Origin of the sequence: Dyadobacter subterraneus (assembly GCF_015221875.1) — a bacterium.
In the GTDB taxonomy this organism is placed as follows: Bacteria; Bacteroidota; Bacteroidia; order Cytophagales; family Spirosomataceae; genus Dyadobacter; species Dyadobacter subterraneus.
In genome coordinates, this window is record NZ_JACYGY010000001.1 from 4,564,138 (window position 1) to 4,584,056 (window position 19,919).

21 protein-coding genes, 1 tRNA gene and 1 pseudogene are annotated in these 19,919 nt (G+C 39.9%); 10 read left to right on the forward strand and 13 right to left on the reverse strand.

The features are described from left to right. Positions 1-4 precede the first annotated feature (4 nt). Positions 5-442 carry a hypothetical protein gene (locus IEE83_RS18975; RefSeq protein ID WP_194122083.1) on the forward strand — a complete coding sequence of 146 codons (438 nt, stop codon included), beginning with the start codon at positions 5-7 and terminating at the stop codon, positions 440-442. Between the two features lie 4 nt (positions 443-446). Here the strand turns inward: IEE83_RS18975 and IEE83_RS18980 are convergent, their stop codons facing one another. From IEE83_RS18980 to IEE83_RS18995, 4 genes are all read right to left on the reverse strand, one after another. Continuing rightward, positions 447-950 carry a GNAT family N-acetyltransferase gene (locus IEE83_RS18980; RefSeq protein ID WP_194122084.1) on the reverse strand — a complete coding sequence of 168 codons (504 nt, stop codon included), beginning with the start codon at positions 948-950 and terminating at the stop codon, positions 447-449. A 15-nt stretch (positions 951-965) separates the two neighbouring features. Next, positions 966-3,071 (reverse strand): tetratricopeptide repeat-containing sensor histidine kinase, encoded by a 2,106-nt coding sequence (locus IEE83_RS18985; protein WP_194122085.1) that lies wholly within the window; start codon positions 3,069-3,071, stop codon positions 966-968. A 3-nt stretch (positions 3,072-3,074) separates the two neighbouring features. Then, entirely contained in the window at positions 3,075-3,794 is a 720-nt protein-coding gene (locus IEE83_RS18990; protein ID WP_194122086.1) for a LytR/AlgR family response regulator transcription factor, read from the reverse strand. A gap of 711 nt (positions 3,795-4,505) precedes the next feature. Further along, on the reverse strand, positions 4,506-4,871 hold the full coding sequence (locus IEE83_RS18995; RefSeq protein WP_194122087.1) for a hypothetical protein: 366 nt from the start codon (positions 4,869-4,871) through the stop codon (positions 4,506-4,508). A gap of 449 nt (positions 4,872-5,320) precedes the next feature. On the opposite strand from IEE83_RS18995, the pseudogene IEE83_RS33015 reads away from it, so the two are divergent. The 3 genes and pseudogenes from IEE83_RS33015 (at position 5,321) to IEE83_RS19015 (ending at position 7,454) form a co-directional block, all read left to right on the forward strand. Beyond that, a pseudogene (locus IEE83_RS33015) lies at positions 5,321-6,331 on the forward strand (chemotaxis protein CheB). 225 nt (positions 6,332-6,556) lie between these two features. Further along, positions 6,557-7,000 (forward strand): response regulator, encoded by a 444-nt coding sequence (locus IEE83_RS19010; protein ID WP_194122090.1) that lies wholly within the window; start codon positions 6,557-6,559, stop codon positions 6,998-7,000. 142 nt (positions 7,001-7,142) lie between these two features. Next, positions 7,143-7,454 (forward strand): hypothetical protein, encoded by a 312-nt coding sequence (locus IEE83_RS19015; protein WP_194122091.1) that lies wholly within the window; start codon positions 7,143-7,145, stop codon positions 7,452-7,454. Between the two features lie 297 nt (positions 7,455-7,751). On the opposite strand, the gene IEE83_RS19020 is transcribed toward IEE83_RS19015, so the two are convergent. Continuing rightward, positions 7,752-8,636, reverse strand: coding sequence for a response regulator (locus IEE83_RS19020; protein WP_194122092.1), 885 nt, complete (start codon positions 8,634-8,636; stop codon positions 7,752-7,754). A 246-nt stretch (positions 8,637-8,882) separates the two neighbouring features. On the opposite strand from IEE83_RS19020, the gene IEE83_RS19025 reads away from it, so the two are divergent. Then, entirely contained in the window at positions 8,883-10,160 is a 1,278-nt protein-coding gene (locus tag IEE83_RS19025; protein ID WP_194122093.1) for a sensor histidine kinase, read from the forward strand. Between the two features lie 34 nt (positions 10,161-10,194). Here IEE83_RS19025 and IEE83_RS19030 read toward each other — a convergent pair whose 3' ends face one another. Next, positions 10,195-10,593 carry a response regulator gene (locus IEE83_RS19030; RefSeq protein ID WP_194122094.1) on the reverse strand — a complete coding sequence of 133 codons (399 nt, stop codon included), beginning with the start codon at positions 10,591-10,593 and terminating at the stop codon, positions 10,195-10,197. A gap of 204 nt (positions 10,594-10,797) precedes the next feature. Further along, on the reverse strand, positions 10,798-11,553 hold the full coding sequence (locus IEE83_RS19035) for a beta propeller repeat protein (protein WP_194122095.1): 756 nt from the start codon (positions 11,551-11,553) through the stop codon (positions 10,798-10,800). 288 nt (positions 11,554-11,841) lie between these two features. On the opposite strand from IEE83_RS19035, the gene IEE83_RS19040 reads away from it, so the two are divergent. The 3 genes from IEE83_RS19040 to IEE83_RS19050 all read left to right on the forward strand — a co-directional run bounded on the left by IEE83_RS19040 (position 11,842) and on the right by IEE83_RS19050 (position 13,965). After that, positions 11,842-12,417, forward strand: a complete 576-nt coding sequence (locus IEE83_RS19040; RefSeq protein ID WP_194122096.1) for a Crp/Fnr family transcriptional regulator — start codon at positions 11,842-11,844, stop codon at positions 12,415-12,417. Between the two features lie 155 nt (positions 12,418-12,572). Next, positions 12,573-13,169 (forward strand): isochorismatase family protein, encoded by a 597-nt coding sequence (locus tag IEE83_RS19045; protein WP_194122097.1) that lies wholly within the window; start codon positions 12,573-12,575, stop codon positions 13,167-13,169. Beyond that, positions 13,114-13,965, forward strand: a complete 852-nt coding sequence (locus IEE83_RS19050) for a pirin family protein (RefSeq protein ID WP_310588534.1) — start codon at positions 13,114-13,116, stop codon at positions 13,963-13,965. Before IEE83_RS19045 ends, IEE83_RS19050 begins: the two co-directional genes overlap by 56 nt. Before the next feature lie 172 nt (positions 13,966-14,137). Here IEE83_RS19050 and IEE83_RS19055 read toward each other — a convergent pair whose 3' ends face one another. Together IEE83_RS19055 and IEE83_RS19060 are read right to left on the reverse strand one after the other, a co-directional pair. After that, a complete protein-coding gene (locus IEE83_RS19055; protein ID WP_194122098.1) occupies positions 14,138-15,001 on the reverse strand; it encodes a sensor histidine kinase in 864 nt (287 codons plus the stop codon). Beyond that, positions 14,986-15,807 carry a PAS domain-containing protein gene (locus tag IEE83_RS19060; RefSeq protein WP_194122099.1) on the reverse strand — a complete coding sequence of 274 codons (822 nt, stop codon included), beginning with the start codon at positions 15,805-15,807 and terminating at the stop codon, positions 14,986-14,988. The genes IEE83_RS19055 and IEE83_RS19060 overlap by 16 nt, the downstream gene beginning before the upstream one ends. A 250-nt stretch (positions 15,808-16,057) precedes the next feature. Here IEE83_RS19060 and IEE83_RS19065 point away from each other — a divergent pair, with 250 nt between their 5' ends. Both IEE83_RS19065 and IEE83_RS19070 read left to right on the forward strand, forming a co-directional pair. Continuing rightward, positions 16,058-16,918: an AraC family transcriptional regulator gene (locus IEE83_RS19065; protein WP_194122100.1), complete on the forward strand. Its 861-nt coding sequence runs from the start codon at positions 16,058-16,060 to the stop codon at positions 16,916-16,918. 83 nt (positions 16,919-17,001) lie between these two features. Next, positions 17,002-17,883, forward strand: coding sequence for an SDR family NAD(P)-dependent oxidoreductase (locus IEE83_RS19070; protein WP_194122101.1), 882 nt, complete (start codon positions 17,002-17,004; stop codon positions 17,881-17,883). Positions 17,884-17,955: 72 nt separating this feature from the next. Here IEE83_RS19070 and IEE83_RS19075 read toward each other — a convergent pair. From IEE83_RS19075 to IEE83_RS19090, 4 genes are all read right to left on the reverse strand, one after another. Then, a tRNA-Arg gene (locus IEE83_RS19075) sits at positions 17,956-18,027 on the reverse strand. A gap of 107 nt (positions 18,028-18,134) precedes the next feature. Then, positions 18,135-18,806, reverse strand: coding sequence for an NUDIX domain-containing protein (locus IEE83_RS19080; RefSeq protein ID WP_194122102.1), 672 nt, complete (start codon positions 18,804-18,806; stop codon positions 18,135-18,137). 32 nt (positions 18,807-18,838) lie between these two features. Beyond that, positions 18,839-19,522: a hypothetical protein gene (locus tag IEE83_RS19085; protein WP_194122103.1), complete on the reverse strand. Its 684-nt coding sequence runs from the start codon at positions 19,520-19,522 to the stop codon at positions 18,839-18,841. Between the two features lie 85 nt (positions 19,523-19,607). After that, a complete protein-coding gene (locus IEE83_RS19090; RefSeq protein ID WP_194122104.1) occupies positions 19,608-19,841 on the reverse strand; it encodes a hypothetical protein in 234 nt (77 codons plus the stop codon). Positions 19,842-19,919: the final 78 nt, after the last annotated feature.

The following is a 19,919-nucleotide window of genomic DNA, read 5'->3' on the forward strand; positions in this document are numbered from 1 at the left end:
CAATATGAAAAATTATATATTTTCAATTCTTATGTCGATACTTTTTTTGGCAGCCTGTCAGCCCAAAAAAGTAGAACCCGTTTCGGTTGGGAAAGTCTGGAAACCGGTTTCGGTAAAGGAAAACGGAACATTGGTCTACCAGGATGGAGCTGCCACTAATGCCAGACCCGGATATTCCCGGTTCCGGCTTGATTTGACCAGTAGCGAACAGGTAATTTTCACCGATATCGATGGCCGGAAAACTATGGGCACATGGTCTTTATCTACCGACAATCAGCGTTTGATACTCGAAAATCTTTCTCCACCTCCGAGCGAAACGATTGGAAATATTGAGTTTTATATCAACGTTCCGCCCACAAATAACAAGCTATCTTTGAAACGCACGGCAGAAAGCAGAAAAACAGGAAATTCAGTGAACGAGTATGAGTTGATCCCGGAATAAACGGTTAAAGCTCGAGCGTGTAAATCCAGTATTTTTTCCCAAATCTGGGTTCAATTTCCCTCAATCTGATAAATCCCAGCTTTTCATAGATATGTCTTGCCGCGTCCATAAACTCGGAAGTATGGAGCGCAATCGTTTTTTCACCGGTTTTCTTTGCGTGTGTAATGCAGTGCTGCATTAACTTTCTTCCAATTCCACGGCCAGAGAAATCCGGGTGAACGCCAACCATTCTGACGTAACACCAATCCGGAAGATAAATTTCTGTCGGATTTCCGTTGGCAATAAAATAAGCCACGCCAACGATTTTCTTATCGCTGAGATAAATAAAAGCCTTGGATTGATTCAGTAAATTCAGGTATGTATTTTCGTCCGCCAGAGATTTACGGAGCTTTTCCCAGTTTTCAGGAGTCAAAATATCTTTGAACTGGCCAAAAGAAATCAGCCCCAAATTCCGAAGTTCATGTAAGTCACTGTGGTTTGCTTCTTTAATTCTGATTTCTTCCGCCATAATTCGTAATATTGATTATTGAAATGTCAGAGAAGCTTTCGTATGATTTTCAACAGGATTTTCGAATTCGATTTTCAAACCCGTTTTTTCAGAAAGTTCATCTACCAACCGAAGACCTAAACCGGATAATCCCTGCTCGTTTTCTTTTTGTGCCAATAATGAAAGATAGTCTTTCTGACTGAAAGCATGACCGGCATTTTCTATTGAGAACACAGGATTTGTTTCATCATTTTTAATTTCAAGTTTGATCAAACCACTTTCTTCCGACGCTTTGATAGCGTTTTGAAGTAAGTTCCTGACAATTGCCTGCAAATAATAAGGATCCGCTTTTACGATTGTTCCGGGTTGCAACTTGTTACTTATGATAATATTTTTTGCTTCAATGTTTAATTGTAAAAGTTTCAGACATTGATCAGTAATGTAATAAAGATCGACAGACTGGATGTCCGCTTTAAACTGATTCATCTGCGTTTTTGACCAGAGAAGCAAATCTTCCATTGTCTCCAGAAGCGAACCGGTAGCAGTCTGAATTTTCTCACTAAGCTCATTTCGTTGTGAATCATTCAGCAGCTTTGGATTCAACTGCTGTAACTTCAAAAACTGATAAACCTGACTGATCGGCGAGCGCAAATCGTGGCTGATAATACTGAAAAGTTTCGCCTTCGTCCGATTGGCTTCTTCCAGTTCACTGATTGCATTTGCCAGTTCTTTGTTTTTCAAATCCAGGATTTGAGCATTTTTTCTTTTATTCCGGTAAATAACTCCAAGAAGCGCAAGAGAAAATCCGAGCAGCAAAAGCCCGGAAATCAGCCAGATTCTTTGCTTTTTCGCATCATCGATCTGAATATTTTTCAATTCGATCTCCTGCTGTTTTTCTTTGTTTTGATAACGGGCTTCCGCATCTGCAATGCTTTTTTTTGAGGCTTGCATATAAAGGGAATCACGGAGCGGAGCATACTTCTCATAGGCTTCAAAAGACTGTTTGTACTGTCCGGTGGCCGCATAACAACGCGCCAATGATTGCAATAAAGCAACATAAATCTGCGGATCCGAATCTTTCATCACCGGTTCGGAGGCCTGCAATAAAGGAAGGGCTTTTGCATAATCTTTTTTGGCCAGATAAACCTCGGCCGTCATATAATCGATTTGCGGTTTTGTGTAAGCGTCGGCCCACTTTTCAGCCATTTTGTTGGCACGACTGATATAAATAAATGCGCTGTCGACCTGACTTTTTTTGAGATAATAATCTGTAAAAGCCAGGTCCGATGCCATCCGGTTGTTCCTATGCACAGAACTTTGATTGGCCTCCGTAAGCATGGCTGTCAGACTATCGTAATAGATTCTGGCCAGGCTCGTATTTTTTTTGATCAGCAAAATATCGGCCATGTCTTTGTAATGATGCGCCAGATAATTTGGATAGCTCACAATATATTTCCGGGCTTCGAGCGAATATTTGAGTCCAAGTTCTACCTGGTCAGTTTCAATATACATTTCTGCCAGATTCATCAAATCCGCCACAACTTTTTCACGATCCTTTAATTGTCCGCTTGCAATCAACCGCTTTTTTATTTCAATTGATTTCAATAAATACTGGATCTGTTTTTCATACTGCCCGTTCATGCCATAGTAATAGGAAATTGTGACAAACGTCTCTACTTTCCCCAACTCATCCTTTGTTGTATCACTTATAGCCAGCAATTCTTTCAGTGCGTTGTTGGCTTTATTACTATACTTTTTTTCATTCACATAGGAAAACAAAAGCCTTTGCAGCGCCTTCTTAATCTCAACGGGATTTTTATCTTTCCTGCCATAAACAATGGATTTTTCATAATAGTAGATGGTGCTGTCTCCTTGGCCGGTCTCTCCATAGGTAAAGGCCAGAAAAAAATTGAATCTTGTCAGATTTTTCAGATCATCCGGCTTTATCATTTTCAAAGCAAATCTGGCCACGGCCCGTTCATCTTCCACCTTTCCTGCATGGGATAAGGAGTCACAAACTTTGCTGAGATAATCCAGCTTTTGCGCGTTGGTTTTAAAAGGTTTCAGATCACGAATGACCTGTGCATGAGCAGTTTTTAGTATTCCCAAAAAAACGAAAAAAAGTAGAGCAGTTCTTCCCATCGTTCAGAGTTTAAGCTTGGCTACAATGGATCTGTACGTTTTACCAACCGGAATAACGGTGTTATTGCATAGCAACTCCGAATATCGCAACTCCCTGATCTGTCCCAGCGAAACAGCGTAACTTCTGTGAACGCGCAGAAAACGATCGGGCGTTAATTGTTCCATGAAATAGGAAAGCGAAGACAGCGTCAGGTAATTCTTTTTGAGTGTTACAATTTTGGTGTAATCCTGCATCGCTTCCAGGTAAATGATGTCACGCTGCGCCACGCGAACCTGGTTGTAGCCTTCCTTGATTGTGAGCATATCCTTTTCAAAAAGCACTTCGTATGCTTCTGACTTTTGTTTCATTTCCCAATATTCCTGAACTTTCAGCGCGGTTTGGGCGAAACGTTTTTCGGTCAAAGGTTTTAAAACATAATCAAGTGCTGATAATTCAAATCCATCCAGGGCAAACTCGGGATGTGAGGTAATGAGCACAACCATTGAAACTTCCTGCCGGATTTTCCGAAACAGGTCCAGACCATTTACGTTAGGCATTTCAATATCCAGAAACATCAGATCCGGTTTAATATATTTCTGCGCCTCGGATCCTTCCAGCGGATTGGAAAATGTGCCGCAATTTTCAAGAAATGGAAAGGCTTTCGCGTATTCTGATATCGAAAGTAAGTCCAGCGGGTTGTCATCAATTGCTATAAAACGAATTGACGAATAGGTACTGCTCATTGAGGTGATTTAGTTTCAAATCACAATATATATAAAAGGTTTAAAGCGCAATCCGAATTGTCCAATAAAAATTGCTTTACTTATTTAACGAAGATTGCAGAAGACAAAGCAGTAACATTCAGCACGTTGTTTAAGGTCGTTTCAAAAAAAAAGAATTTTAAAGTACAGGCGAAAAGACAGAAATGTCCAGGACATGTGAAACTTTTGCTGGCCGGTAATAAAGAATATCCCGGCCGGCTGCTAGCTTCCTCAAATGATTTCCATCCGGCGACAAGAGCACGATAAAATGGGCCGAAAAATTAATTGTTTTCTACTATCACCACATACTTTGCGCTTTCGCTATGCCAGTGGCAGTCAGTAACTGCATTAACAGACTGGTCACGAAAACTGCCCTTATCATTGTGAAGAGTAATCGGTAGTCTACCTGGGGTTCCAGGATTACAATTAAATAATAAAGCAGAATATTGGAAAACGCCAATAATAGAAATGTACAAATTTTGCTGATCATATACCCAGGGATTGAAACACAAATATAATGCATCTAACACGTCCAGGTCAAGTAGTTACCACTTATAAATTTTATTTATCTTATTATTTCATCTACAAGGCTATCATCTTAGAATAACATTCCACCTGCCATATATGACCATAAAGAAAGGAGATTGTCGTGGACAGACAATCTCCTTTCCGGAATATCATTTTAAATAAAAGCTACTTTTTCTCCTTAACTGCGGTCACTGTAAAATCTCCATACTGTGTTGAAACGGCCCCAAGCAGTGTATCGCCTTTTTGATTCAGGGTGTACTTGATCGAACCACCGTCAAAATCCGTTGAAAAAGACACTTTTCCCTGGTCAACCACCAGATTTTTCATTTGCTGTTTTTCAGATTGTCCGGAGTATCCGATCAATTTACCGTCCTTTTCTTCAAAGATGAAAGAACCCGTTTCATATTCAGGCGGAACATCGGAAATCCTATATAGCCAGGTGCCTATTATGTCGTTGGCCGTAATCCGTTGCGCTGCAACTGAAAAGATGCAGACGGCAACAATGATCAATGGTAATAACTTTGTTTTCATCGTTAAAAAATTTAATTGTTAGAATATGAAAAAGTTAAACTGCAAAAAGAATTAAACATATACACAAGGTCAGTCGTAAATTATTGATTTGATAAAATAGCAAAGTGTAAAATCACAACCTCAACCAGCCATTTTCATTGTTGCTGACTCATTTCGTTAATTAACATAAATAAAGATAAAATATAACTTTTTACTTCTATTAAATCCGGAAAATTGAATTTCTTTTAAAATTTAAAGGTTGTTCTTTCAATTTTTCATCCCCAAAAATAAAGGGGCAGTTGCATATACCAGCTTTCTTCTACACTGCCGATCAGTTTGAATAAAAAGAGTTTTCGTTGATTTATCATATATAATTCTGGTAATTTCTATATAAAATTATATAATTATACAAAATACTGGTATAATATTAGTACAGGCACCCTGAATTTTATTTTAAATAGAACTGGGATATGAGAAGTGTTGATGTTATTGTTATCGGATCCTCCGCAGGTGGGGTAATGGTGCTCCGACAATTGGTAGCTGCTTTACCGGCCGATTTTAAGACCCCGATTTTTATCGTGCAGCATATGGCTGCGGCCAAAGACTCATATTTAGTCAACATTCTGGATAGTTCCGGTCCATTGCGGGTGCTGCATCCTGCCGATGGAGCCAAAATCGAAAAAGCTACGATTTATGTCGCTCCACCTGACTATCACATGTTAATCGAAAAAGGACATATATTGGTTAAAAAAGGACCCAAGGAAAACCGTTTCCGGCCTTCTATTGATGCTTTGTTCAGATCAGCGGCATACTCTTACGGGTCAGGCGCAGTCGGAATTGTGTTGACCGGCATGCTTGATGATGGATGTTCGGGGATGTAGTCATTAAAACGAATGGGTGGAACAACCATTGTTCAGGATCCTGAACAGGCCTTATATCCCAGTATGCCAGCCAGTGTATTAGAGTACATTGACGCAGACTATGTTGTTCCTGTTTCAAAAATGGTGGAGATACTCACTGAACTGACTGGGGAAAATATCACCCGAAAATCAATAGCAAATAAAGATGAGATAAACCTTTTGAAAATGGAAGTGGACATTGCTGCTCTGGCAAACGCTTTCAATAAAGGTATTGTCCAAATGGGAGAACACACAATGCTAACTTGTCCCGAGTGTGGTGGGGCATTAAATTCTTTCAGGGAAGGAAAATTTGCCCGTTACCGGTGCCATACCGGACATGCTTATACATCAGCCTCGCTTTTCGAATCTGTAACGGAAACAACTGAGCATAAGCTTTGGGCGGCATTGCGAAGTCTGGAAGAAGCCGTAATGATTGTTGAAAAAGATGCCATTCTAAACCTGGAAAATTCGGACAGTCAACTAACGGCCGGAGACTCTATTAAAATAAAAAATCTCAAAAATCAGGTTGAAGAACTTCGTAATTTTCTGAATCATTATCTTCAATTTAATGATTTGAATTAGATTTTATGATAAGGACAGCTATCATACGGCACATTTTTCCTTATCAAAAAAGTCCCTGAAATGTCAGATTCTTCTGGCATGGCATTTTAAGTTAAAGGTCCATTTTGGAATAGCTTTCCAGACCAACCACGCAAAAAAATCGCATTATTATTCCGGCGTAGCACCGGAATTGTAATACTGTTAATATATTAATTACACACTAACCATTTGAATTCAATAAGCGTTATGAGCAGGGATTTATACATTGTCGACGATAATGCTGACCATCAATTTTTGATGTATAAGCTTTTAAAAGATACTGCTGCATCTTATCCGATCAAATTCTTTGACACTGGGCAAGCGTTATTTCGTCATGTAAAGATGTTAGCGCAGAACGGGCAAGCCGAATCGCTGCCATCCCTGATCATTTCAGATTTAAATATGCCGGGCATGAACGGGCTTGGTTTAATTAAGCAGTTCAGGCAATTGTCCGGGGCGAATGAAATACCGATGCAATATATCCCGATTGTCATCATGAGCAGCGATATCACGCTGACGCAGATCAATCAATGTTATAATGCCGGAGCCAATGCGGTAATTATTAAACCGTTTGATTTCAATGAGATGAAAAATACTATCCACTCCATTTGCAAGTTTTGGATCAATGATCATATCAATGGCGGAGTTTAATATTTTCGGATTCGGACACATTTTTTTCTAATTCCTGACTACTATTTTGATCATTAAATGCTGTTTTTCCTAGACCTCGATTGATTAAGACCTTTGGTACAGTTTTTACTTGAATGTATAAGTCTAATCTAATTATACGATCATGGCAAAAGTTACAGACTATAAAAACTGGTTATCCGGCGTTGATCTGGAAAATCATGAAAATGTTTACCAGCTTTATAATTCAGTAAGCAATTTTGAAGGTTCAGGTATATTCTACACGTCAAAAGAAATTACCAATACAGGAAATATCTATCATGTGAAGGCAGAAGGAAGTGAAGACACTTTGCTTCTTGAAAACGATGAAAATAGATTTGAATTCCTGGACTTCCTTTCGAGTGAGTATACCGATGCGGAAGATAAGGATATAGAAAAGTGGTATAAGTTAAAGGAGGAAATTGGAAGAGTTGATTAAATAGCTTGAAGGTATAATAGCCATTCTGCCTTTCGACGTGTTACAAATTCCGGTTTCTTTGGTCGTTTTAGAGATCCTTAATAGGGTATCTGAAATGGCCATTTTTTTATTTTTCACGGCCTGCTAAGCTTGTTCCGTATTAGCCGTACAGTGATTATTCAAATAATACCTCTTTTACGAAATCGCATAATACTAAAAAGGCAGACACTAACCTATATACGTTTGTATATAAGAGTGATTATAACAATGAATTTTTATCCGACCAAATTTTGGTGACTGTTCAAAATTTTCCTGAGATTAATATCTTGACAGTTTACTCTGCGTAATGATGGTATCCATCCAGAAATGGCATAAGTAGGAAAAAAAGGCAAACCAGACCGTCAGATCTGATGATTTAGTCATGTAGGCATTAGCCTGCAAGCGGTAGCAATCCTGTATATCCAAAGGATCATCCGATTGACTTAACATAATAATGGGAATGGTAGATAAGTTTTTTGAAACCAGAAACTGCTTAATCATTTCAAGCAAATCAAGACCGCTTTTTCGATCCGGCAGATACAGGTCCAGCAAAATCAACTGCGGCGTAGCAACGCACTTATCCCATTGCGATGCTATAAATTCTATCGAAGTAGCATGATCATTCATGTGAATTATATCCACATTGGGCAAACTATGCTTCAAAGCAAGATTGATCAACTTACTTTCATCCGTATTATCATCAATAACCAAAATGCTTTTTGTAGACACATTTTTGATAGTGGCAGCTTGATCAAATGAAGGGTAGTCATGCAAAAAACAAACATTGATCGCCCTTGCCAGCTCCTCATATTCATTTATCAGATAAGGCTTCGCGATGTAGGCGTTGATTCCCCTCAGATAGGCATTGGTAATTAATTCCGGGTTTGAAGAAGTCGATATCATAATGATTGGAATGTGTATCAAATCAGGATCTGATTTAATAATTTCCAACGCTTCAAGACCATTCATTCTGGGCATATTCATATCCAGCAGAATTACTATTTCGCTTTCCGGTCCTTCCAGCCTGATCTGGTCAATCAATGCTTCACCGTCACAGACCTCCTTGATGACAATCCCGGAAATAATACCGCGAATTGCTTCGCTAAGCAGCATCCTGTCGTCTTCATCATCATCTGCGATAAGAATTGTTTTGGCCCTGTTCATAAAAGCATCGTTCAAACCTCTGGGTTATTTGTATCGTAAGCTTACGAACAACCAAATTTATGACTTTAATATTTAACTGGTTTACTTAATTCTACAAAATTTTACGATAAAGGTTAGTTCAAATCAGGTATGGTATTTATAGTTACGAAAGCGTTGTTCTTTTGGGATTGATACACTGTAAGCATTAGCCTCAAAACCGAGGTTTGTCAAATATTTTTAATAAATAAAAACACTCAAACTGATACTATGTCGAAATTAACAGGCAATCAGCAATACGAGGATTTAGTTGGTTTACTACGCACCAAAAGGGAAACACTTCTTAACAAATGGCGGGAGGCTTGTACGCAGGACGATAATCTTAGCAGTAAAGCCAGCTTCTCGCGTGAAGAATTTAATGATCAGATACCGGTTCTGTTAAATATTTTAGAACAACGGCTGCTGAAAGAACCAGAAATTGAAGATGCCGTAAAAGTTGCCAGTGAGCATGGACTTCACAGGTGGCAAACCGGTTATGAACTTCATGAACTTATCATTGAGTTTGAGCATTTGTTTAATCTGCTGCTCGAACAGATTCAAGCATACGCTGAAAATAATCCGAAGTTTTCTTCCCAGTCTCTCTTATCTATTCACAGTGATGTATTCAGAATATACTCAGATTCCATCCGGGGAAGTGTCACTTATTACCATCAGCTTAGACAAACCGCTGCTGCTGAACAGGCACTGAATCTTCAAAATGCCCTCGACCAGTTGCAGCAGTTAAGCAAAACGCGAAATGAACATCTTCGGCATAGTTCACACGACCTGCGTTCCAGCTTTAGTGTACTGATGATGGCTTCTCAGTTATGGGAAATGCCATCGTCCGAGCAAGACCGCTCAGAACTGATGGGAATGCTCAATAAAAACTTGTCGTCGATACGGGATCTGTTATTACAACTGACCGATTATTCACGTATAGAGGCCGGTCAGGAAACGCTGCATATCAAAGAATTTGATGTATCAGAATTACTGAATTCCCTGATCAAAAACACGTTGCCACTGGCAGAGAAAAAGAAAGTAGTGCTGGAAGGGACAGGTCCAAAACATTTGATAGTCCACAGTGATCCTGTACAAATACAGCGCGTTTTCCAAAATTTGCTTCATAACGCCTTGAAATACACTAATTCAGGTGGAGTATATGTATCCTGGGCGCCGGAAAATGATTCACGCTGGATTTTAAGTATTCAGGATACCGGACCGGGATTTGCCGAAAATAGTACTTTGGCTCTTTTTGCAGAACAGCTGAGACCTTCCATACATACAACTGCCGTACATCAGGAAGGAAAAATGCTTCAGGAGCCAGCACCAGCGGGGCCAGACCAGACCACCAATGATCATTTTAAGGAAAGTGAAGGTTTAGGTCTATTTATTGTAAAAAAAATCTGTGAACTTATGAAAGCCACTATGGATATAGAAAGCAAACCAGGACAGGGAACACTTGTTCGCATCCGTTTTCAATCCCGACAAGAGCCTAATAAACTTGTGTAGCCATTATTCATCACGATCAGCAGTAATAATACGGCTATGGCTGAACTAATAACAATAGATTTTTAAGCTTTTCTAAGTCTACCGGTTTTTGCAAAAATGCCAGTGCGCCGGCATCCAGGCATTTACGTATCATATCCGGATCGGAATCACCACTATAAGTAACAACGGGTATTTCCGGCCAATTCCCTCCTCTTTCATTCAGGCTCATGATTATTTCAAGTGCTTTGAAACCATTTACTTCGGGCATTTGCAAATCCAGAAATACCACCATGGGAAGAACACCACCGGTTTGAATGGAAGATTGCAATGAATCAAGCAGCTTCTGAGCTCTGTCAAAAAATACAACCGGATATTCCGGATTAACACGTTTAAGAAAGTAACCGAACAAATAACGCTGATCGGCAGAATCATCGGCAATATATATGGGCTGCATCTTTTTGATCAAAATATGAAATGATACCGCAGTGTTAAATAATATCATTCCAGACCTGATCACTTTAAGTTGTTTAAAGTTTGAAAGGCCTTATTTGTATAGGATAATGCAGTATTTCATATTAAGGAGCACTACATCAAGTGATACAGAAGAAGGTCTCCATATCACAACCACGAAAAGATTGCTATCAACCTACACCTCAAACTATCTAGGAAGAGGTTTTTTGGAAATGTATACCACACCTCTTCCGCCCTGGCTATTGCAAAATTTGAACGAATTTTCTGAACCGCAAACTGCATCACTGCACGCGATGTAAAGCCGCTGCTGATCGTCCAGAAAAAGGCTTTGCAGCTGATGGAGTTGTGGAAGATCGATCCGCCGGCCATTGGATGTGATGACACCAGGCGTAGTAAAACCACCAGTCGTTGCATCTGGCCCGTTTTTAAATACCATGTTGATCTTATAGGTATCCTTGTCAGGTGTGAAAACCGGATTTATTAAAAATTTGTCAGCAGATTCAAATTCCGGAATATCGTATAAAACATGATTGCTGCCCGAGTACCGCTTCCATGATTTGCCATCATCCACGCTATAATGATCTGCGGTTGTCAGCACCTGCTGATAGACGGCTTGTTTAGTCTGATTCGATAAACCATTCATTGCAAATAAGGTATCCTGATATTGCACTACGCCAAATAATATGGCAGTCAATTGAAGAACCTTTTTCCAATGCTTTCCCTGATCATCAGTACGAAATAACTTCGCGCCGGTTGAGATGACCACAGTTTTATTATAATTTCCCCAAACGCCCAGTATCATATGATCGTCGGGAGATTTCAGGGTATACCAATCTGGATATTCATCTAAAACGGTGTCCTGGCTACTGTCAGTCACATCAGAATCCGGCTTGTTACAGGACAAAGTAACGATGAGAAGAAAGCAGTAAAGAAAAATCTTCATAATTTTCTGGATAACTAAGTAGCCGAAAGTTACACAATTATTTCAATAAATATAAACATTCTTTGTTTTGTTAACACAAAACAGACGTTGAATTGCCTGTTGGTACGCTTATTTGACATTTGTGATGTGGCATTCAAAAAATGTCAAATTGAACTGCGTAAGTCATTTAGAGATGGCAGCTGAATTTTCGAGGCTTGGAACGAATTTACTGCAACGATACGAAAGTCAGGCTGGTTGTTCGATTTATATTTAACTTGCCGATGTAAATCTGTTCAAACTTGCAAAACGATGTACGAACCACTCTTCGAGTATATCCAGCGTTACAGTAACGAGCCTTTAACCAATGAAGAAAAAGAAATTGTAAAATCTGCCTTTGAACTAAAAAAACTTAGAAAAAGACAGTACTTTCTGGAAGAGGGAAAAGTGTGTACCCATACAGGCTTTGTCTTTAAAGGGGCATTTCGTCAGTTTAGCGTTGACGAATCAGGGATTGAGCATATTCTCCAGTTAGCGATCGAAAACTGGTGGGTGGTAGACCGTGAAAGCTTTCTTAACCAAACTCCATCCAAATATTTCATTGAAGCATGGGAAGACTCTTTACTGCTTGTTTTCCCGATCAATAAACTGGATGAGATTTTAAGAATTCCGGCAATTAATACAATGTTCTGGCAGATGAGCCAAAACAATCATATTGCATCCCAAAAACGCGTGGAAGATACAATTACTTTAAATCCGATAAAACGCTATGAAAATTTTCAGCGCCATTATCCTGAAATCGTCCAAAGATTTCCGCAGCACCAGATCGCGTCCTATTTGGGAATTGCCAGAGAAACGTTGAGCCGGGCCAGAAAACCAATCCGCTAGTTGTTAATTTTTGATTACCAGAATACGTGATTTTCATCATCAGGCGATTGTGACAAAAATCACCGTTTTAAGGCTTCTTGACCTGGTAATTTTGCTAAGCAAGTCGGAAGAAACACGAAGTTTCAAGCGACATAAACAATAGCAAAATCAAGATCATGAAAAAGTTCAAAATCGAAGACACAGTAATATTACTGATTGATCACCAAGTAGGTACACTCAATTTCTCAGCCAATCGTTCACATGAAGTGATCATTTCACGGGCCCGTGCATTGGCTAGGATCGCCAAAGACTTAGACATTCCGGTAGTTCTAACTTCTAGTCAGGAAGAGCTGGCACAGGGGCCATTGATCAAAGACATGGAGGAAATACTGCCAAAGCAATTCGCTGACCGTGTAAAAAGACAAGGTATTACTAATGCCTGGGATGACCAGGAATTTAAAGCGGCGGTGCTTAAAGCTGCAAACGGAAGGAAAAATGTGGTGATGGCTGGTCTGACCAATGACGTATGTATTGTCTGGCCCTCTATTTCTATGCAAGAAGAAGGTTTTGATGTACAAGTTGTGATCGACGGCGGAGGCTCACCAACGGAAATCGCTGAGGACGTAGCCAGAAAAACCTGGGAAAGCCAAGGTGTGCGCACATCAACGATCAGTCAGTTTGTCTCCGAGTTGATTGGTAGCTGGGCAACACCAGAAGGTGAAAAAGTCAAGCCAATACTTTTCGAAGAAATTTATTTCAAACTATTTAATTGATTACCAAACCGGCGCCGGCACACTGCCGGCGCTAAATAACCTTTTTGCGATGTTAAAGAAAATAGATAAAACTGCATTTATGGGCCACGGTCCAATTCAAACGCTTTATCCGGGATACACAATTTCAGGATCAGATTCTGGCATAGGAAGCATTGGGAGGATTGATCATGCATATGTACGAGGGAAACAGCATATTGCCATGCACCCGCATGTCAATGATGAGATATTATCTTATTTCAGGGCGGGAAAAGTGGAGCACATAGACTCAGAAGGTTATAAAGATACCATAACGAGTACTCGGCTAATGCTTATGAAAGCCGGTAAACTTTTCTATCATGAAGAATTAATTGACGGTCAAAGTGAACCGTTTGAAGGGTTGCAAATCTTCATCCGCCCGGGTGCTAAGAATCTCAAACCGGAAGTTACCTTCCAGAACCTAGGGCAACGAGACAGCGAAAATACCTGGCGCCTACTGGCATCTCCAACATCCCAGACAACTCTTCGTTTCAGTAGCCAGAGCTGGCTGTATGATAACAATGTGTCTGCTGGAACAATTACAGAACTGCCCGAAATGCCAGATAATGACCTGACGGCTCTCTTATATATTTATCAGGGATCGGTCCAAGTTAATGGGCACATTGACTTAGAGAAAAATGAAGCGCTTATTGTAGTAAAAGAGGTGATTTCCATTAAAACCGGGACAGGTGCAGAAATGGTCCTGTTTTATACTGCTGAACATGGGTCTATATTTAAAGATGGTATGTTCAGCGGTAACAAGGCAAGTTTTAAGGATTAGCTTCGGACAGGATAATTTTCCACTATTGACAACCCCAAAATCAATTCAGTCCTGGTTTAAGTATAGAAGCGTCGCACGACGATTCAGCCGCGTCGGTGACATCAATCTAGCTGGAATCATCAGAAGGCACCCAGTTCCTGAAAATAAATCGTACCCTAGGATTATCACTGCTTTAATTTTTAGACATAGGTAAATAGACGATAAAATTAGCCCCATTCCCTATTTCACTTTCTGCTGTTAAAAGTCCATAATGGTTTTGGACAACTTTATTGCCCAGTGCGAGTCCGATTCCAGTACCGGCATATTCACTTCTACCATGAAGCCTTTGAAACATTTGGAAACTGCGCTGGACATTTTTTTGATCAAAACCAATGCCGTTGTCTTGGACCTGGAGTTTTAGGTAAGCGTGGCCAGCCAAAACTATTTGAGTCAACTCGGAAGGATCTGCGGATGTTGTTGAAATTGTAATATGAGGAACCTGTCCTTTCGGTTGATATTTTAACGCATTATTTACCAAATTCAATAAAAGCTGGGTTAGTTGCGCTGAATCTCCCCAAACGCTATCCAATGGCTTAATATCGAGCACCGCCTTTGTTTCTTCAATAACCATTTCCAGATCTGACAGGACAGCATCTACAATTAAATTCATGTCCACTTTTGCAAAAGCTTTATGATTAGCTTCTAATCTGGAAAAAGTCAGCAAATCGGAAATCATTGAGCTCATTCGATTGGCTGCGTCCTGCATTCTGGAAAGAAGGAACTTCCCTTCATCGTCCAGTTGATCACGATGACGGGATTCCAGACGGCTACCAAACGATACTACCTTGCGGAGTGGTTTCTGAAGGTCGTGGCTTGCCGCGTAAGCAAATTGTTCCAGACTCTGATTTGAACTTATTAATTGACCATTTACGTGATTGAGCTCAGTCGTACGGAGCTGTACCCTTGTTTCCAGTTGGCCGGCTAGCTCACGGTAAAGTTTTTCACTTCTTTCAAGCTCCATTTGCGCTTCTACGCGTGCGGTTACCTCAATAGCCATTTACAAAATTCCGTAAACTTTTTTTTCAACATCAAAAAGTGGTGTATAGGTAATATCGAAATAAACGTCGACATGATCCCGCTCATCTTCAGATCCGCCCGAGCGCTCTGCGAATGGTACGGTTGTCCGGAATCATAAACGTTTTCCAAAATCTGGATATAGGGTTGTCCCATTAATTCTGGCAGAGCTTCAATAAGTTTTTTACCAACAACGGAATGGCCTTTCCCCCATATTTTGATCATGGCTTCATTTGTAAATTCGATAATAAGCTCCCTGCCAACCATGAGTGAACATCCCACGGGGGACTGCTCAATAAGGTTACGAAACTTGCTTTCACCTGCCTTTATCTCAATTTGTGCATGATGCTTCCAGGTAAAATCGGAGGACATTACCATAATTCCCGTTATTTCATTGTCTGCTCCATGTATCGGTGTACAAATGACATTAAAATAACGATTTTCCAATCCAGTATTACCCCTCAAAAATACAGGAATATCATTACTATCATAGGGTTGTCCAGATTTTAAAACCTGTTTGAATACGCGAATAATATCCTGCTCTGTAAGCTCTGGTAATACTTTTTCCAGCTCCATGCCAATGACCATTTCATTTTTACCTACAATGGAAAGCATGGCAGGATTTGCAGATTTTATAATTAACGCCTCCGTTTCAAAAAGACCAATCGCAACCGGTGACTGCTGAGTCATCGAGCGCAGCATCTCTTCACTCATATTTAGCTGCCTTTGAGCTTCCACGAGTTCTGTTATATCAAGGATCGCTCCTAACTTGCGGTAAATTCTATTCAAATGATAATTGGAATTTGGATAATCTAGTTGTGATTTACACGGAAGCCGGATGTATCAAGCAGTACTTGTTGCTTGTTCCGGGTCGATTATGCTCGGTCTACATATTGTCGTTTCATCTGCCAATTATATTAAAGGATTAACCAAACTGAATAATTGATATGAAGCCCGCAAATAAGTTAAAGTTCCAACGAGCTTTCTGAGTAAGTCAAAATATTTTGATACCTACCTCGTAATCTATTATTACATCGTTATGAAACAGAAAAAAGATATTCCAATTCTATTACTAAAAGAAATAACACGGCACGGATTAAAGATAACACGGTACAAAGAATTGGATGATCAGGATATACTTTTCAAAGCTGCCCATCGGGATGATCACTATATATTTGTTTTCCAGCTTCAAGGCACAAGCCGGATTATGGTTGATTTTAAGGAAATAGCACTTGAAGGCTGCGCCATACTTTGTATTCTTCCAGGTCAGGTTCATCGGGGCGTCTCTGCTGATAAAGTAGAAGCTTTGTTCATTGCCATCGAAACCGCTCTGATAAAAGATTCTCTCCGACATATTTTTGAAGAAAAGGTTCCTCAACAAGCAATTACACATTTGGCTGAAAATGATTCTATTTTGCTTGAACAGAGCATTGACCTGCTCGTGGCCTTATCCGAACATGCAGATAAAGGCAGTCTCCAATTGGAGATAATTCGCTCACTAACAGATACATGTACCGGCATGATTGCCTGCGAATTTGATGCCGTAGAAGATTCAAATTACGGTAGCACTTTACGTTCGGTTATTATTACCAAGCAATTTAAAAGATATCTTTCTCAATCTTATCATATCGAGCGAACGCCTTCGGGCTACGCAAAAAGGCTGAATATTTCTGCCTCTTATCTTAACGAAGTTGTTAAACAGGTAACTGGATTTTCGGCAAGCTACTGGATTCAACAGCAGGTCATTATGGAGGCGAAACGAGTGTTATTTTACACGGATTATTCCGTAAAAGAGATTTCATCTATCCTTGGTTTTGAAGATCAGCATTATTTTTCCCGCTTTTTCAAAAAGGGCACCGGTATGTCGCCCATGATTTTCAAACAGCAGTACCGCAAATAGTCCATTACTTACAACCGTTTCACCATTGGTACAACTTGCCTTATCCTGTTGTTTTGTATTTCAATTAATTCAACGACATAAGGATGAAAATATATCAAGTCACATTTACCCATTTGGTAAATTTTATCGGCATTGTAGCGGTGTTTCGGATAATTTTTCGCTTTGTTACCTTCGTTTATATTTACATAAGACCATCATCGATTTTAAGATATAAAACAGAAGGTGCTTATGCAGTTGTGACCGGGGCATCAGATGGAATAGGTAAAGGCATTGCTCTGGAGCTGGCGGCAAAAGGGTTTAATCTTATTTTACATGCAAAAGATTCGGTGAAAATGAACACGGTTATCAGTGACGCGTTGATGATAAATCCGTCATTAGATATCCGGTGTGTTATCCATGACAGCAGTGTATATGGCATTCCTGACATTTCCGGGATTGAGCACCTCCCGATTAAGATACTGGTCAATAACGTTGGCATTGGACCGATCAAAGCTTTCTCCCAACTTTCAGCAGCCGAAATCGACGCGATTGTCAATGTAAACATACTTTTTGCTACGCAGCTTACCAATCGTTTGCTTCCTTTTCTCTCCGGCGATTCACTGATTCTGAATATATCGTCCTACGCTGGGATACTTCCACCTCCATTCCTTGCAGTTTATGCGGCCACAAAGGCTTATAACAATGCATTTTCAAAATCACTATCAATAGAACTTGAGAACATTGAGACCATTTCGATACTTACCGGAAGCGTCCATACGGGCTCTAATAAGAAGCCTGTTAGCTTTTTGAGACCTTCCAGTCAACATTTTGCAAAAAAGGTCTTGTCAGTCGTAGGCTGTGGCAAAAAAAGCGTTATGCCGTACTGGCCTCATGCCGCGCAAACCTACCTGCTTTCTCTTTTACCCGAACGAATGATGGACAATGCCATGAAAAATTCCATGCAGAAGGAAGTTTCTAACAGATAAAAATCGAAAATCAACATTTAAAAGAGGTTATATCTGAAAAAAGGAGAAACATCACTGTTTTCTCCTTTTTTGTGCACCCAACGAGATTCGAACTCATATCGTCGGTACCGGAAACCGAAATTCTATCCATTGAACTATGGGTGCTTTGGGCTTTATAGCCTGTAACGGGGTGCAAATATAGCCTCTAATTTGATTTCTTGTCAATTCCTGACAGAATTTATTGCAAATAAACTATGAGGCATTTTCCGACCTTATAATCTTTTCATCAAATCCCAATCTCCAACATCTTTCAAATACATGAAATCCAGGAGAATACCGTTAACATTGGTAATTAATTTGTGTCCTTCTACAAAAGGCACAACATGCGTGGTAATATGCTCGTGATCAGAAATCAGACCTTGTGTTTGATTATGATGTTTTGCAATTTCTTCGAAGGACAATTCTATTTCACTGTAAAATAAATACATCGCCTCATCGCTTGTGCCGGTTGATGGAAAGAAAGGTCCCTTATTAAGTTCAACCAGATCTTCTTTTTTAATTGGAATTCCGGTTTCTTCAAAAACTTCTCTGGCCGCAACAGAAGCCGCGTCACTTTCACTGTCGAGCATGCCAGCCGGATGTTCATAGGTAAGCGAACCATCGCAAATTCTGCGTTGACGAACCAGCAGTAAGTATTTTTCTCTGGTTTCAATTTCAACAAAACAGATCAGGACACATACTACTTCACCTTTCAAAAAACAGATTGGCGGGATTTTATCTCCTTCCGGTGTCGTCGCATCGGTATATAAAAGTGAAAAAAGTACTTCTCCTTTTCCGTTTCTTCGTGAGTATAATTCGTCAACATTGTGAACGTCAAGGCCATTTTTTTCCAGCCTTCCCTTCCACAGGTTATATTTGTGGGAATCAACAAGTTTTTCGTCCATAATAAATTTGTGCTGCTATCCGCTTTAGTTTATTAATTATATAATGGGAAGCAGATGGAGACATAAGGCATGTCGTAAGTAGTTGAAAAACGGTTTTGGTTGTTGTCGAGTTTAACGTCCGTTTTGTAAGTTGTACGGCCATGAACATAGCCCGCTTTTACCCCGATTCTATTGGTAATCCAGTAGCGTACAAACACTTCTGACTGTCCACTGTTTTTATCCATGCCTAATGGCAAAACATTAAAGAAATTAGGAGAACTTGGAATAAGACTGTTGTAATACTCAGAGCCCTCTCCTTGCGGAAAAGAGTTTTTGGTATAAAGACCTTTGCGTTTTACGCCAATGGCAATGCCTATGATATCTGTGTTTGCACCGATATCCCATTTTCCAAATTTAAGGGTAATTCCAGCCAGAATACTTAAACTGTTGACAGTAAGTCTGCCAAATTTCAGAGAATCTCCGCTTGAAAAACTTTCTTTTGGCAAAAGAGTCTTTTCACCTGTATAATAACCAGCGGTGCGTGCTCCCCAGGTCAGATTAAACCATGGAAAACCATTGATGCTTAATTCCTGATGATACCCGATTGACGGCGCCCAGGCTTTATCATTATAACCGGTTCCCAAATCTACTCCTGAGGTAACCCGGGAAGGATATTGCGCGTGACTTGCAACCGTACTTAGTAAAAATAATACTACAGCTAATCGAATGATTTTCATTTGTAAAAATTATTATGCTGGCGTAAAGGTAAAAAAATGTACAAAAAAACAAGTTCGCAATCCTGATTACCTTATTCTGCGGTCATTAAACGCCTCTCTTTTCACGTAAAATATGAACCTGTTCCAAACCTGATTCTGTAAGGCTGGCTGTGATATTATATCCCTGATCTTCCAGTTTGGTTACCGTTACAAGTCCCTGTTTTCTAAGCAGTTCAGTTGCCTCTTGAAAAAGATCCTGGGTCTCGGTCGGGAATTCAATAAAATTTCTGTCTGTTGCTGTAAGAAATAGCAAAAGCGCATCTTCGGTTTCCTTATTCATGATCTAATTTGTTAATAAGTGATTTCTTATAATCAGCACAACGCCGGGCTTTTTGTGCAGAAATGGCAATTTTTGTGC